Raw genomic sequence first — 14,813 nt, forward strand, 5'->3', positions numbered from 1 at the left:
CGGCCTGGCTTGCAGCCGCTTGACTCGGCCACCGCTTGACTCGGCCATCTGGGGCGGGCAGGCTGGAGCGATGAAGTCCTAGCCAGCAGCCGGCCACGCCGGGCTGCTTTCCCGAATCCAGGGCCGCCGTCGAGGGCCGAAATCCCGGTCCAGCCTGCGGCCACACTGCGGAACTTTGCGAGGACTTCCTTTGACTGAACACCTGACCCTTTCCGGCGTCTCCCACGGCTATGGGGACCGGCTGCTGCTGGACCGCATCAACCTGGCCATCACGCCCGGCGAACACGTGGCCGTCGTCGGCGAAAACGGTGCCGGCAAATCCACCCTGCTGCGGCTCCTGGCCGGCCTCGAGACCCCCGACGAAGGCACGGCTGGGATCCAGGGCCGGGTGGGTTATCTCGCCCAGGCCCATGGCCTGCCGGAATCCTTCACAGTGGGCTCCGCCATCGACGCTTCCCTGGCCGCCCTGCGGGCCATCGAAGCGGAGCTTGACCGGCTGGAGGCAGGGCTCGCCGACGCCGACGACGACGAGCTGGAAACCTACGGCAGGCTCCAGACGGAGTACCAGCTGCGCGAAGGCTACGCAGCCGAGTCGCGGGTGGAGGCAGCGCTGGACCGGCTGGGCCTGGGCGGCCTGGACCGGAACCGGCTCCTGGGGTCGCTGTCCGGCGGGGAACAGGAACGGGTGGCCCTGGCGTGTGTCCTGGCCGATCCAGCGGACATCCTGCTCCTGGACGAACCCACCAATCACCTGGACGCGCGCGGAACGGCCTGGCTGGAGGACCGGCTGGCAGCCCACCGCGGCACCATTGTGGTGGTGTCCCATGACCGGGTGCTGCTCCGCAAGGTGGCCGGCACCATCATTGAAGTGGATGCCGAGCGCCGCGCCGTGACCCGCTACGGCAACGGCTACGACGGCTACCTCCGGGAAAAGGCAACCGAACGCGCACGCTGGGTCCAGCAGTACCACACCTGGATTGATGCGATGGAGTCCGAGAAACGGCAGGCCGAGACTGTTGCCGGGACCATGGGGTATGGCCGCAAGCGCGACGGCGACAAAATGGGCTTCGACTTCAAGGCCGGAACCTGGCAGAAGGCCGCCAGCAGCCAGGTCCGGAACGCCCAGGAACGCCTGCGCCGCCTCGAAGCCAGTCCCGTGGACCGGCCGCCGGTACCCTTGCGGCTTAACGCCAGCCTGGACGTGGACCCGGGGGCTGCCGCCTCCGGGATGGATCCGTCCGGGATGCCGGAGCCAGGTGCGTCGGAGCGAGGTGCGCCTGGTGCGCCGGAGCCTGGTGGGACGCGGCCAGGTGCACCGGTGCTGGCTGTCCGGGGCGTGCGTGTGCCCGGCCGCCTGGAAACCACCGACTTCCAGGCGGGCGCCGGTGAGAAGATCCTGATCACCGGGCCCAACGGCGCGGGCAAGTCCACGCTGCTCTCCATCCTTGCCGGAACCCTGGAACCATCAGCCGGCTCCGTCACGCGGCCCGAACGCGTGGGCTACCTGCAGCAGGAGCTGGAGCTGCCGCAGCGTCCCTCACTGCGCCTGCTGCCGGCCTTCGCCGCAGGCCTGGGAGGCAATATCGACGAGCACGCGGAGGCACTCCTCCGCCTCGGACTCTTCCGCACCAGCGAGTTCCACGTGCCCGTAGGCAGCCTGTCCGCCGGTCAACAGCGCAGGCTGGCCCTGGCCCGGCTGCTGCTGGGCGGCTACGGCACCCTGATCGTGGACGAACCCACCAACCACCTGGCGCCCGTGCTGGTGGAACAGCTCGAGGCGGCCCTTGCAGGGTTCGCCGGGACCCTGGTGATGGTCAGCCACGACCGCGCCCTGCGGGAGTGGTTCGCGGCCTGCACGCGGCGAAGCCGTGGTGTGGCCGGCGGCGCGGAAGGCACCCTTGCCGGGAACACCGCCGTCGGGCGCTGGACGCGCTATTCCATGGACAAGGGTGTGCTCGCGCCGGTCTAGCGGCAGGTTCGGAGGAATGCAGGCCCTTCACCCGGTGAGGTTTGCGATAAGCACTCTTTACCGGGGGACCGGCGGGCGGAAACATCGGCGGCGGAAGATAGGGCCATGCTCGTCGTTCCGCCGGCCGAAAGGATCTGCCCGTGATCACCAAGAACCTTTTCCTGCAGGGCATCTACCACTTCCAAGGCTTGGGGATGGAGAAACCCGTGCCCCTGCACAGCGAGCTCTCGCACTATGTCCCGGACGGCGTCGTCAACCAGGCGCTGTACTTCCGCGGCGGGAACTCCAGCGGGGAACTCATCGCCGTGGTGCTGATGCGCAACGGCGTGCCCATGCGGTACTTTCCCATCGGCGCCAAGAGCGACGTCCATGTCCCGCTGCGGGTGGTGGAGGACATCGAAGGCGGCTCCGCCGTGGAGCTGTACCTGGCCGCGCCGGAGGGCGTCAACGGCACCGTGGTCATCGACCTGGGCATGGTAGAGCACTGATGACCAGCGTGGCCGAACGGGCACAAACCCGGCCCGGCAGCCGGGCACGCAGCCGCGACGCCCGCCGGCGCCTGGTGGTCATCGGAAACGGAATGGCCGGAGCCCGTGCCGTGGAGGAAATCCTGGCCAGGGGCGGAGCGGACCAGTTCACCATCACCATGTTCGGGGACGAGCCCTACGGAAACTACAACCGGATCATGCTCAGCCACGTCCTGTCGGGCGAGGAAAGCGATGCGGACATCTTCCTCAACCCGCTGTCCTGGTATGAGGACAACGGCATCACACTGCATGCAGGGGTCCGGGCGGACAGGATCGACCGGTTCGCCAAGCATGTGTTTTCCAGCGACGGCCGGGTGACGCCCTACGACACCCTGATCATCGCCACGGGCAGCCGCCCGCACCTGCCGCCGATGGACGGCCTCTACACGCCAGGCGGCTCGGTCAAGCCGGGCGTCTTCGGCTTCCGCACCATCGACGACACCCGCAAGATGGCCGAGCACGCCGGCATTGACCACCACCGGCACGCCGTGGTGGTTGGCGGCGGCCTCCTGGGGCTGGAGGCGGCCGCGGGGCTGCGCAGTTTCGGGCTGGGGGTGGACGTGGTCCATTCGGGCAGCCACCTGATGAGCGCGCAGATGGGGCCCGACGGCGGTGCGGTGCTCCGCCGGAGCGTTGAGGCCCTGGGCATCGGGGTGCTGACGGGCTGCCGGACCACAGCCGTGCTCGGCAGGGACAGGGTGGCCGGCGTCAGCCTCCGCGACCGCCCGGACATTCCATGCGACATGGTGGTGGTGGCGGCCGGGATCCGGCCCAACGTGGACCTGGCCGTCCTGAGCGGACTTCCGGTGGAGCGGGCCATCGTGGTGGATGACCGGCTGCGCGTGCAGGACGAGGACCACATCTACGCCGTGGGGGAGTGCGTCCAGCACCGCGGTGAGGTGTACGGCCTGGTGGCACCGCTGTGGGAGCAGGCGGTGGTGCTCGCAAACCATGTCACCGGTGCGGACACCAGCGCCGCGTACCTGGGGTCGCGGACTGCCACCAAGCTCAAGGTGGCGGGGGTTGAGGTTGCCTCCATGGGCCTGCAGGGACCGGAGCTGGACACCGACGAGCACATCGTTTTCTCCGAACCCAGCCGCGGGGTCTTCAAATCCATCGTGGTCCGTGACAACAAAATGGTGGGTGCCACCCTGCTCGGTGACAGCCGCAAGGTGGCTTTCCTGACCCAGGCCTACGACCGCGGCACGCCCTTGCCCGAGGAACGGATCGGCCTGATGTTCGATCTCGGGACCCCCGGGGAGGACGTGGGCGTGGCCGAGCTCGACGACGACGCCCAGGTCTGCAACTGCAACGGCGTCAGCAAGAAGGACCTGGCCGCGGCCGTGAAAGGCGGCTGCACGTCGGTGGCCGGGGCCATGGACGCCACCCGGGCCGGAAAGGGATGCGGCTCCTGCAAGCTGCTGGTGAAGCAGGTGGTGGAGTGGGCGGCGGACGGTGCCGTGGAGGAGGACCCTTCTGCCACCTACTACGTTCCGGGCATCCCCCTGGACAAGGCCGCTCTCATGGGCGCGATCCGGCAACGCGGGCTCCGGTCCGTCTCGGCCGTGTTCCAGGCGCTCGCCCCGGGCGGCGCCGAGGACGCGAAGTCCAAGATGGGCCTGGCCTCCCTGCTCAAGATGATGCTGGCGGACCAGTACATCGACGAACGCGACGCCCGCTTCATCAATGACAGGGTGCACGCCAACATCCAGCGGGACGGCACGTTCTCCGTGGTGCCGCAAATGAAGGGCGGCGTCACCTCCGTGCAGCAGCTGCGCCGGATCGCGGATGTGGCGGAGAAGCACAACGTTCCGCTGATCAAGCTCACCGGCGGCCAGCGGATCGACCTGCTGGGCATCCCCAAGGAAGACCTGCCGCAGGTCTGGGCCGACCTGGAGATGCCGTCCGGGTACGCCTACGGCAAGAGCTTCCGGACCGTGAAGACCTGTGTTGGGAAGGACTTCTGCCGTTACGGCACGGGGGACTCCACCAAGCTGGGCATCGAGATCGAATCCCGGTTCCAGGGCATCGAGTCGCCGGCCAAGCTGAAGCTGGCCGTCTCCGGCTGCCCCCGCAACTGCGCTGAATCCCTGGTGAAGGACGTGGGCGTGGTGGCCGTGGAAGGAGGCCGCTGGGAAATCTACGTTGGCGGAGCGGCCGGTGCCCACATCCGCAAAGGCGACCTCCTGGCCACTGTTGACGATCCCGAAGAGGTAAAGGTCCTCACGGGGCGCTTCATGCAGTACTACCGCGAACACGCCAACTGGCTGGAGCGGACCTACGCGTTTGTGCCCCGGGTGGGCATAGCGCACCTCCGCGCGGTGATCGTCGATGACGCCCACGGAATCGCGGCGCAGCTGGATGCCTCGATGCAGGCGTCCGTGGACAGCTACGTGGATCCGTGGAGCGAACGCGCGGATCCGCAGACGCCCGGCCAGTTCAGGACCTCCCTGCCGCTGACGGTCCTTCCGCAGGTGCCGGTCCAATGAACACCGGCCCCATGAGTGTCCCCGGACCAGCCGCGACGTCCCACACCGTTGGCCCCGTGGACCAGATTCCGCTGGGCGAGGGCAGGGCCTTCGCGGTGGGCGGTGAGCAGGTGGCCGTGTTCCGGCTCCGGGACGGAACCGTGCGGGCACTCGCAGCAGTCTGCCCGCACCGGGGTGGGCCAATCGCGGACGGCACCATCGACCGCCAGCAGGTGATCTGCCCGCTGCACCAGCACGCGTTCGACCTTGCCAGCGGCTGCTCCACCACGGGCGCCGAACCGCTGCGGGCCTACCGTGTGAGCGTGGATGGTGAGCGCAACCTGGTGCTCGAGAAAGGGGAGGTGTAGCGCCGGTCACGTAGCACTCCGGCGGGTCTTGTAAGATAGACGAGCCGCGCGAAGCTTCGGCGCCACGAGAGATTCCGCTCACATTCGGATGCCCAAGGGGCAGATCGCCGAATTTTGGGGGCGGAATCATCGCTGTCCCGGATGCGGCCAACCCGCCAACCCACAAGGAACAGTTGTGCCTCAAAGTACCCCCGCAGAAGTCCGCAACCCCACGGCACCATCCACCGCCGTCGACCCCACCCTCAGCGCCGAGGGCTACAAGAAATCCCTGAGCGGGCGCCAGATCACCATGATCGCCATGGGCGGTGCCATCGGCGTCGGCCTCTTCATGGGTGCCGGCGGACGCCTCGCCTCCACCGGCCCGGCCCTGATCTTTTCCTACGCCATTGCCGGCGTCATCGCCTACCTGCTGATGCGCGCCCTGGGCGAACTGATCATGTACCGGCAGACGTCCGGTTCGTTCGTGAGCTACGCCGGCGAAATGTTCGGCAAAAAGGGCGCCTACCTGTCAGGCTGGATGTACTTCATCAACTGGGCCATGACCGGCATCGCCGAGCTCATCGCGATCGGCCTGTACTTCCAGTTCTTCTTCCCCAACGTGCCCGTTGAGCTGTCCGCCATCGCCGCGCTGCTGCTCCTGGTGGGTGTCAACCTCATGAGCGTCAAGGCGTTCGGTGAATTCGAGTTCTGGGCCTCCTGCCTCAAGGTGGGTGCCATCGTGATCTTCCTGGCCGTGGGCACCTTCATGGTCATCACCAACGCCCAGGTGGGCGACGGCAACGCGTCGGTCAGCAACCTCTTCGCAGCCGAAGGCGGAATGTTCCCCAAGGGTGCCCTGGTGATGATCCTGGTCCTGAACGCCGTGATCTTCGCCTACAACGGCATTGAGCTGGTGGGCATCACCGCCGGCGAAATGCAGGACCCGGCCAAGGAAGTGCCCAAGGCCATCCGCGCCGTCGTGTTCCGCATTGTGGTGTTCTACGTCGGCTCCGTGACCCTGCTGGCCATGCTGCTGCCATCGGACCAGTACGTCGCCGGCACCTCGCCGTTCGTCACCGTGTTCGGGCAGATGGGCCTCGGCTGGATGGGCGATGTCATGAACATGATCGTCATTACCGCCGCGCTGTCCTCCTGCAACTCCGGCCTGTACTCGATCGGCCGCATCTTCCGGACCATGGCCAACAACGGGCATGCACCGGGATGGCTGACCAGGATGTCCAAGAACCACGTGCCGTACGCCGCCATCCTGGCCATCGGCGCGGTGTACCTGGCGGGCATCATGCTCAACATCTGGCTGGGTGGCTCGCACGCTTTCGACCTCGCGCTGAACTCGGCATCCATCGGCGTGATCTTCACCTGGGGCGCCATCTTTGCCAGCCAGATCGCCCTGCGCAAGAAGAAGGGCAATGTCTCCTCCCTGCCCGCGCCGGGCGGCGCTGCCAGCAGCTGGGTTGGCCTGGTTGCCCTACTGGCCATCACGGTGCTCATCGGCTTCGACACCATGACCAGCAAGACCGGTGAGGTCTTCCACCTGGGCCTGTGGACCCTGGCCACCATCCCGTTCTTCGCCCTGCTCCTGTGGCTGGGCTGGCAGAAGGTCAAGGCCAACGAACCGAAGAACTCCCTGTACAGCTGACGGTCCGCCCCAAGCAGTACGGACGACGGCGGGACGCCCCTTGGAAGGGGAGTCCCGCCGTCGGCGTCTCCCGGCCAGGCCAGCCCACTTTTGCCGGCCGGTCCCGCATATCTCCTGCCCTTTCATCGGCTTTACCGCGCAAAACCGGGCTGGAGCGTCTACAACGGGTGGTGCCGAGCGCGCCGGCGGAGGCAGACTGGGCCTGTGGACGAACCGTGGGTGCTGCATGTGGATCTGGACCAGTTCATCGCCGCCGTCGAAGTGCTCCGGCGGCCGGAGCTCGCGGGCAAGGCGGTGATTGTCGGCGGGCGCGGGGATCCCACTGAGCGGGCGGTGGTGTCTACGGCATCTTACGAGGCGCGGGCCTTCGGCGTCGGCTCGGGAATGCCGCTGCGCATCGCCGCACGGAAAGTGCCGGACGCCGTCATCCTGCCCGTCGACCAGGAGGCCTACCTCGCGGCGTCCGAACAAGTCATGGCGGTGCTGCGCTCGCAACCGGGCGCCACGGTGCAGGTGCTCGGCTGGGACGAAGCGTTTGTTGGGATCCAGGCCGAAGATCCGGAAGCTTATGCCCGCCGGCTGCAGGGCGACGTCCTGAAGGAAACCCGGCTTCACTGCAGCGTGGGCATCGGCGACACATTGGTCCGCGCCAAGGTGGCCACGACGTTTGGCAAGCCGGCCGGGGTCTTCCGGCTGACGGAGGGCAACTGGCTGGAGGTCATGGGGAGCCGGCCGACGATCGAGCTGTGGGGCGTGGGGACGAAGGTGTCGGCCCGGCTTTCGAAGCTCGGCATCGGGACCGTCGCCCAGCTCGCAGCGGCCAATCCCGATGACCTGGTTCCGGAGTTCGGTCCGAAGATGGGGCCCTGGTATGCGCAGCTGGGGCGGGGTGACGGCTCGCGGACAGTCGATGACACTCCATGGGTGGCGCGCGGGCACAGCCGGGAAACCACCTTTCAGCAGGACCTGACCGGGTCCGGCCAGATTGAGGCCGCCGTCCGGGAACTGGCGGCACACGTCCTCACAGATGTCGCTGCCGAGGGGCGGCCGGTGATCGGGCTGACGCTCAAGGTCCGCTACGCGCCGTTCCTGACCAAGACCTACGCCCGGAAGATCCCGGAAACCTCGGACCCCGCCGAAGTGCTGGCGCGTGCCTTGGACCTTGCGGTGAAAATTGAGCCGGGCCGCCCTATCCGGCTCCTGGGGCTGCGCGCCGAAATGACGATGCCCGAGGATTCCCGGCAGGGGCACACACCCACCCGCAGCGGATGGTGACGCTCCATCGGTTGCTGGCTATCTGCCGTTGCCCCAAAACGGCAGTATTGGAGCAATCGATGAAGAATGGTGCGGAAGCCAGCGGACAAGCAGAACGGCGGCGGATCCAAAGGGATCCGCCGCCGTTCGCCCTGCTTACTGGAACCCGGCCAAGCCGGATGGCGCAGGAAAACCTAGTCGCGCTTGAATTCGTCCTTGACGCTTTCGCCGACCTTTTTGGCGTCGGCCTTGACCTGGTCGGCCTGGCCTTCTGCCCTCAGCCGGTCGTTGTCCGTGGCATTGCCGGCCGCTTCCTTGGCCTTGCCGCCCATGTCTTCCGCTGCGTTGCTGATCTTGTCTCCGAGGCCCATGATGGTGGCTCCTTTCGTTTCCGGTGATCGAACATTTTCACACTAACACGAAGCATGCTTACTAATTCAAGTCCCCCACAAGTTGCCCTGTGGCACCGGGGTTCTGTCGATTGCACGGCTCCGCGGCTAGGCTCGAAGCCATGGACCACAGCATCAGCCTCAGCCAGCACATCCATGCGTCGCCGGAAAAAGTATGGTCCGTCATAACGGACATTCCCGGCTCCGCCACCACGCTGACCGGCGTGGAGTCCGTCCAGCTGCTGACGGACGGCCCGTACGGGGAAGGAATGCGCTGGAAGGAGACCCGGAAGATGATGGGAAGGTCTGAGACCGTGGAGATGTGGGTGGCAGAGGCTGAGCCGCCGCACGGCACCACCGTGAAGGCCGTCCAGGGCGGCGCCGACTACAGCACCCGGTTCAGCCTTTCCCCGCGCGACGGCGGCACAAACCTCAGCGTGACGTTCGGGGGAGAGATGCACAAGCCCAGCGCCGCAACCCGCATCATGATGGCAGTTTTCGGCAAGATGGCTATGGCAGCCACCCGGAAAGCGCTCCGCAGGGACCTGGCGGACATAGCGGCCAAGGCGGAATCCATCTAGTGGCCCCGCGCGCCCCACGGACAGCAGCTTCCGGCGTCACCGCACCACGCCTTACGCCCGTCCGGCTCGAGAACCTGACGGACGTGGCTGAGCCGGACTTCCAGCGCGGCGGGCGGTACGACGGCGCGCGGTACAGCCGCGTGGCGGCCGAGGGGCTGGACCTGGGCGGCGCCGACTTCATCGACTGCGAGTTTCAGGGAGCGGTCTTTAATGAAGCCCAGTTGCGCGGTTCCACGTTCCGCGACTGCATCCTGGAGGAACTGTACGCGCCGGTTTTCCTGGCCGCCCGTTCCACATGGCGGGAGGTCGAGATCCGCAATGCCCGCCTGGGTTCTGCCGAACTGCATGAGAGCGGATGGCAGTCGGTCCGCATCGACGGCGGCAAGCTCGACTTCCTTAACCTCCGGGGTTCCAAACTCACCGACGTCCTGATCAGCGACTGCATCATCAACGAACTGGACCTCGGCTCGGCCACTGGAACGCGGGTGGCATTAAAGAACTGCACCATCGGATCCCTGGACTTCACCGGGGCCAAGCTCCAGGACTTTGATATTCGCGGCACGGAACTGAGGGGGATCAGTGGACTCGGCAGTCTCGGCGGCGTGGTCATCGACGACGTCCAGCTTGCCCTCCTGGCGCCCCTGCTGGCAGCCCATCTGGGGCTCAAGGTCCTCTGAGTCCGCCCAGGGGACCCCGTACCCGGGAGGTCCCCGTATCCACGGCACACCCTCCCGTGTACTATTTACAGAACGAACGGTCGGTAAGTGGGTAATCTGCCGGCCGCTGATGACAGTGCTGTTTATCGCGTGAAGGGTGTTTCCATGGCTGCAACCGCAGGTCCGCAGGCTTTCCTTGTTGGCGGGGTACGAACGCCGGTGGGCAGGTACGGCGGGAGCCTCTCCTCCGTTCGTCCCGACGACCTCGCCGCCCTGGTGCTCCGGGAGGCCGTCAGCCGGGCGGGCCTGGACCCGGACAGCATCGACGAGGTCATCCTGGGCAACGCCAACGGTGCCGGCGAGGAAAACCGTAACGTGGCCCGCATGGCCACCCTGCTGGCCGGGCTGCCCCTCCACATCCCGGGGATCACCGTCAACAGGCTGTGCTCGTCCGGACTGAGCGCCATCATCATGGCCAGCCAGATGATCAAGTCGGGCGCCGCGGACATCGTCATAGCCGGCGGCGTGGAATCAATGAGCCGCGCGCCCTGGGTGCAGGAAAAACCCGCCACTGCCTTCGCAAAGCCCGGTGCCATCTTCGACACATCCATCGGCTGGCGGTTCGCCAACCCGCTGTTCCAGAAGGGAGAACTTTCCCGCGACGGCAAAATGACCTACTCCATGCCGGAGACCGCCGAGGAAGTTGCCCGCGTGGACAACATCTCCCGCGAGGACGCCGACGCGTTCGCCGTCCGGTCGCACGAACGCTCGCTCGCGGCCATCGCCGCCGGGCGGTTCAAGGACGAGATCGTTCCCGTCACCGTCAGGACCCGCAAGTCCGAGACTGTGGTGGACACGGATGAGGGACCCCGCGAAGGCACCACCATGGACGTCCTGGCCGGACTGAGGCCCGTCACGCACGGAGGTTCCGTGGTCACCGCAGGCAACTCCTCAACGCTGAACGACGGCGCATCGGCCATCATCGTGGCCTCCGAAGCCGCCATTGAAAGGCTGGGCCTGACGCCCCGCGCACGCATTATCGACGGCGCCTCCGCCGGCTGCGAGCCGGAAATCATGGGTATCGGCCCCGTCCCCGCCACGCAGAAGGTGCTCAAGCGGAGCGGCTACAGCGTAGGCGACCTCGGCGCCGTCGAACTCAACGAAGCCTTCGCCACGCAATCCCTCGCCTGCGTCCGGCGTCTGGGCATTAACCCGGACGTTGTAAACAACGACGGCGGCGCCATCAGCCTGGGGCACCCGCTCGGTTCCAGCGGTTCACGGATTGCCATCACCCTGCTGGGCCGGATGGAGCGCGAGGACGCCAAGATGGGCCTGGCCACAATGTGCATCGGCGTCGGCCAGGGCACGGCCATGCTGCTGGAGAAGGTCTGATGGCCGGCCGCGTGGACCTGGCGGCAGAGAAGTTCCACACGCTCCTTGTGGAGGAACGCACCGACCGTGTGGTGGTGCTGCTGAACCGGCCCGAGGTGCGCAACGCCATTGACCAGCAGATGGTGGACGAGCTGCACGTGGTCTGCACCGCCCTGGAGCAGAACCCCAAGGTGCTGATCATCGGCGGAGTGGAGGGGGTGTTCGCCTCCGGCGCCGATATTGCGCAGCTGCGCGAACGGCGCCGCGACGACGCCCTGCAGGGCATCAATTCCACCATCTTCGTCCGCATCGCCAAGCTGCCCATGCCCGTCATTGCCGCGCTGGACGGGTACTGCCTGGGCGGAGGTGCAGAGCTGGCCTACGCGGCGGACTTCCGGATCGGGACGTCCAGCGTCCGCATCGGCAACCCCGAAACCGGGCTGGGAATCCTCGCCGCCGCCGGTGCCAGCTGGCGGCTGAAGGAACTGGTGGGGGAGCCCGTGGCCAAGCAGATCCTCCTGGCCGGCAGGGTACTTACCGCCGAGGAAGCGCTGGCCGTAAACCTCATTACCGGGATCCACGAAGCCGCGGAACTGATGGATGCGGCGCACAGCCTGGCGGACAGGATCGGGCGGCAGGATCCGTTGGCAGTACGGATCACCAAGTCCGTGTTCCACGCCCCTGCCGAAGCGCATCCCGTCATCGACCAGCTGGCACAGGGAATCCTCTTCGAGTCCCAGGCCAAGTTCGACAGGATGCAGGAGTTCCTGGACAGGAAGGCCGGCACGAAAGCCGGCGGCAAGGAAGGCGGCAACGCTGCCAAGAACGACGGCACCACGGCCGGCACCGAGAGCGGAGAGCAGAACCGATGACCACACCAGAACTTTCCTCCGGCATGCCCGCTGATCTTCCCCACTTCGTGGGTGTCCTCGGCGGCGGCCGCATGGGGGCCGGCATCGCCCACGCCTTCCTCATCAAGGGCGCAGACGTGCTGGTGGTGGAGCGCGACGACCAGTCCGCGGCAGCTGCCCGTGAGCGCGTCGAATCAGCGGCGGCCAAGAGCATCGAGCGCGGTATGACGGACGCCAATTTGGACGAGATGGTGTCCCGGCTCTCTGTCACCGTGGACTACGACGACTTCAAGGACCGCCAGCTGGTGGTGGAAGCGGTGCCGGAGGACTGGGACCTTAAAGTCACCTCACTGCGCGGCATCGAGGAGCGGCTGGCCGAGGACGCCTATCTGGCCTCCAACACCTCATCGCTGTCCGTGAACGGCCTCGCCGGAGAACTTAAGCGGCCCGGGAATTTCCTCGGGCTGCACTTCTTCAACCCCGTTCCGGCATCCACGCTCATCGAGGTGGTGCTCGGCGCGCAAACGTCACCGGACCTCGCCGCCGCAGCGAGAAAGTGGGTGGAGGCACTCGGCAAGACCGCCGTCGTCGTCAATGACGCGCCCGGCTTTGCCTCCTCACGCCTGGGCGTGGCCATCGCACTGGAGGCAATGCGGATGGTGGAGGAAGGCGTAGCCTCCGCCGAGGACATCGACAACGCCATGGTGCTTGGCTACAAGCACCCCACCGGGCCGCTGCGCACCACGGACATCGTGGGCCTGGACGTGCGGCTGGGCATTGCAGAATACCTGCACTCCACCCTGGGGGAGCGCTTTGCCCCGCCCCAGATCCTCAAGGACAAGGTGGCCCGGGGCGAACTGGGGCGGAAGACCGGCCAAGGCTTCTTCAGCTGGCCCGGCTAGGAACGCCGGTCAGTCGAAGAAGCCGACGATGTAGCCGATGAAGTAGAGGAGGAACAGCAGGACGCCGGCCCCGATGGCTCCGAGCCAAAAGATCTGCTGGCCCTTTCCGGACCCCTTCTGCCTGGGTTCCTGGCTGCCTGCCACCGACCCTTCGCCGGGAGGCGTTTCGCCTGGCGGCACCCCGCCGCCGGGCTCCAGGCCTGTGATCTTGTCATCCTCAGGGTCCGGATTGGTTCCTGACACGTAAACTCCCTCGCTCGCCGTCCTGGTGCTGTCCCCAGCGTAACCGGCCCCGGTGGTGGTAGCACCTAGGCTGGTGCCGTGACTTTCCTAGAACCCCTTACCCTCACGGGCAGGTATGTAACCCTGGAACCATTGTCCGTGGAGCACCACGACGGCCTGGTGGACGCGGCACGGGACGGCGAGCTGTGGCGGCTCTGGTACACCTCCGTGCCTGCCCCCGAGGAGATGGCCGCCGAGATCGGGCGGCGCCTCGCCCTGCAGGAGCAGGGATCCATGCTGCCGTTCACTGCCCGGCTGGTGGACCCCGCCACCGGCGCTCCCGGCCGGATCATCGGGATGACCACCTACATGAATATCGACGCCGGCACGCCCCGGGTGGAGATCGGCTCCACCTGGAACGCCGCGTCCGTGCAGGGAACCGGGACCAACCCCGACTCCAAGCTCCTGCTGCTGCGGCACGCGTTCGAGACGCTGGGCTGCCCGGCCGTGGAATTCCGGACGCACTGGCTGAACCACCAGTCGCGCGAGGCCATCGCCCGGCTGGGCGCCAAGCAGGACGGCGTGTTGCGCAACCACTCCCGGACCCGCGACGGGCTCCTCAGGGACACCGTGGTGTTCTCCATCCTGGAGCACGAGTGGCCCATGGTCCGGGCGGGCCTGGAGTACCGGCTGGCAAAGCGCGGCTAGCCGTGCCCTGCTACCCGGCGGAGTAGGCCCCGGCGGCGTTCAGGGCCTTGTAATACGCCTCATAGCCCTCGGCATTCGGGTGGAAGCTATCGGGATTCCCGGCGCCGCCGAGGTTGATCCACGGATCCGGGGACAGGGCGCCATGGCCGAGGAACGCGGATCCCACGTCAACGTAGGTTGCCCCGGTGCTGCCCGCGGCAGCGGCGATGGCCCCGTTCAGGGCGTCAGCCAACTCGGTGGCCTGGTAGATGAACAGCGCAGCCGGGTCGGTCAGGCCGGCCGGGATTGGGTCCAGGAGATAGGGGTACCCGGTGACCACGATCCTGGCGTTGGGCGCGGCAGCCTGCACGCTCTCGATCATCGAGACCAGGTCACGGTACAGCTGCCCGCTCTCGAGCTGGGCGGCTGCATAGGCGGTGGCAGCGTCACACTCCGCGCCCGGGGTCACACCTGCCAAGGCCACGCCGCAATAGGTGATGATGGCGCCGAAGCCGAGGTTGTTGCCGCCGGCAGTGATGGTCACCAGTTCGGTGCTCTTGTTCAGCTGGCTAAGCTGGGCGTCCACCACATCCTGGGTGGTCTTGCCGCTGCAGGCCTCGTTGACCACCAGTTTGATGGCCTTGGGCCCGTCAGCGAGCTCCGAATACGTGTTGTCACTGCGGTAGCAGTCATCCAGGTACGGTCCTGCTCCCTGCCCGGCGGCGAAGGAGTCGCCCAGGGCAATGTACTTGGTCTTGTCCGCCGCCTGTGCAGGAACAGTGGCCAGCCCTGCCGCCATGGCTAGGGTGGCGAGGCCTGCTGCAAGAGCTGAGTGGCGCCGTCGTGCAGTGATGTTTCCCAAGTGGCTCTCCTTGAACGGTGGAAGAAGGCAAGTACGAGCCACCGTACTACTCACCTGTGACATGCGCCTC

Annotated in this window: 15 protein-coding genes; 12 read left to right on the forward strand and 3 right to left on the reverse strand. The window is 66.9% G+C overall.

The features are described from left to right. The first annotated feature begins 190 nt into the window (after positions 1-190). The 6 genes from ACIQF4_RS09630 (at position 191) to ACIQF4_RS09655 (ending at position 8,243) form a co-directional block, all read left to right on the forward strand. On the forward strand, positions 191-1,969 hold the full coding sequence (locus ACIQF4_RS09630; protein ID WP_400514858.1) for an ABC-F family ATP-binding cassette domain-containing protein: 1,779 nt from the start codon (positions 191-193) through the stop codon (positions 1,967-1,969). A gap of 140 nt (positions 1,970-2,109) precedes the next feature. Beyond that, positions 2,110-2,457 carry a molybdopterin oxidoreductase gene (locus ACIQF4_RS09635; protein WP_350002811.1) on the forward strand — a complete coding sequence of 116 codons (348 nt, stop codon included), beginning with the start codon at positions 2,110-2,112 and terminating at the stop codon, positions 2,455-2,457. After that, positions 2,457-4,985 carry a nitrite reductase large subunit NirB gene (nirB, locus tag ACIQF4_RS09640; RefSeq protein ID WP_400514857.1) on the forward strand — a complete coding sequence of 843 codons (2,529 nt, stop codon included), beginning with the start codon at positions 2,457-2,459 and terminating at the stop codon, positions 4,983-4,985. Before ACIQF4_RS09635 ends, nirB begins: the two co-directional genes overlap by 1 nt. Beyond that, a complete protein-coding gene (locus tag ACIQF4_RS09645) occupies positions 4,982-5,332 on the forward strand; it encodes a Rieske (2Fe-2S) protein (RefSeq protein WP_400514854.1) in 351 nt (116 codons plus the stop codon). Before nirB ends, ACIQF4_RS09645 begins: the two co-directional genes overlap by 4 nt. Before the next feature lie 175 nt (positions 5,333-5,507). After that, the gene (locus ACIQF4_RS09650) at positions 5,508-6,968 is read left to right on the forward strand and encodes an amino acid permease (RefSeq protein ID WP_400514852.1); all 1,461 of its coding nucleotides are present in this window, start codon (positions 5,508-5,510) and stop codon (positions 6,966-6,968) included. A 219-nt stretch (positions 6,969-7,187) separates the two neighbouring features. Beyond that, positions 7,188-8,243 carry a DNA polymerase IV gene (locus ACIQF4_RS09655; protein WP_350003052.1) on the forward strand — a complete coding sequence of 352 codons (1,056 nt, stop codon included), beginning with the start codon at positions 7,188-7,190 and terminating at the stop codon, positions 8,241-8,243. A 173-nt stretch (positions 8,244-8,416) separates the two neighbouring features. Here the strand turns inward: ACIQF4_RS09655 and ACIQF4_RS09660 are convergent, their stop codons facing one another. Continuing rightward, entirely contained in the window at positions 8,417-8,593 is a 177-nt protein-coding gene (locus ACIQF4_RS09660; protein ID WP_350002805.1) for a CsbD family protein, read from the reverse strand. Between the two features lie 140 nt (positions 8,594-8,733). Here ACIQF4_RS09660 and ACIQF4_RS09665 point away from each other — a divergent pair, with 140 nt between their 5' ends. From ACIQF4_RS09665 to ACIQF4_RS09685, 5 genes are all read left to right on the forward strand, one after another. Beyond that, the gene (locus ACIQF4_RS09665) at positions 8,734-9,192 is read left to right on the forward strand and encodes an SRPBCC family protein (protein WP_400514850.1); all 459 of its coding nucleotides are present in this window, start codon (positions 8,734-8,736) and stop codon (positions 9,190-9,192) included. After that, the gene (locus ACIQF4_RS09670) at positions 9,192-9,869 is read left to right on the forward strand and encodes a pentapeptide repeat-containing protein (protein WP_400514849.1); all 678 of its coding nucleotides are present in this window, start codon (positions 9,192-9,194) and stop codon (positions 9,867-9,869) included. The genes ACIQF4_RS09665 and ACIQF4_RS09670 overlap by 1 nt, the downstream gene beginning before the upstream one ends. 144 nt (positions 9,870-10,013) lie before the next feature. Continuing rightward, on the forward strand, positions 10,014-11,240 hold the full coding sequence (locus tag ACIQF4_RS09675; protein ID WP_400514847.1) for a thiolase family protein: 1,227 nt from the start codon (positions 10,014-10,016) through the stop codon (positions 11,238-11,240). Further along, positions 11,240-12,091, forward strand: a complete 852-nt coding sequence (locus ACIQF4_RS09680; protein WP_350002795.1) for an enoyl-CoA hydratase/isomerase family protein — start codon at positions 11,240-11,242, stop codon at positions 12,089-12,091. Before ACIQF4_RS09675 ends, ACIQF4_RS09680 begins: the two co-directional genes overlap by 1 nt. Further along, on the forward strand, positions 12,088-12,972 hold the full coding sequence (locus tag ACIQF4_RS09685) for a 3-hydroxyacyl-CoA dehydrogenase family protein (RefSeq protein ID WP_400514844.1): 885 nt from the start codon (positions 12,088-12,090) through the stop codon (positions 12,970-12,972). The genes ACIQF4_RS09680 and ACIQF4_RS09685 overlap by 4 nt, the downstream gene beginning before the upstream one ends. A gap of 9 nt (positions 12,973-12,981) precedes the next feature. Here ACIQF4_RS09685 and ACIQF4_RS09690 read toward each other — a convergent pair whose 3' ends face one another. Further along, on the reverse strand, positions 12,982-13,215 hold the full coding sequence (locus ACIQF4_RS09690) for a DUF6480 family protein (protein ID WP_350002791.1): 234 nt from the start codon (positions 13,213-13,215) through the stop codon (positions 12,982-12,984). A gap of 78 nt (positions 13,216-13,293) precedes the next feature. On the opposite strand from ACIQF4_RS09690, the gene ACIQF4_RS09695 reads away from it, so the two are divergent. Beyond that, positions 13,294-13,902, forward strand: coding sequence for a GNAT family N-acetyltransferase (locus tag ACIQF4_RS09695; RefSeq protein ID WP_400514841.1), 609 nt, complete (start codon positions 13,294-13,296; stop codon positions 13,900-13,902). A 10-nt stretch (positions 13,903-13,912) separates the two neighbouring features. Here ACIQF4_RS09695 and ACIQF4_RS09700 read toward each other — a convergent pair whose 3' ends face one another. Beyond that, a complete protein-coding gene (locus ACIQF4_RS09700; RefSeq protein WP_400514840.1) occupies positions 13,913-14,743 on the reverse strand; it encodes an SGNH/GDSL hydrolase family protein in 831 nt (276 codons plus the stop codon). Positions 14,744-14,813 lie beyond the last annotated feature (70 nt).

The organism is Pseudarthrobacter sp. NPDC092202, from assembly GCF_044755505.1.
Taxonomy (GTDB): Bacteria; Actinomycetota; Actinomycetes; order Actinomycetales; family Micrococcaceae; genus Arthrobacter.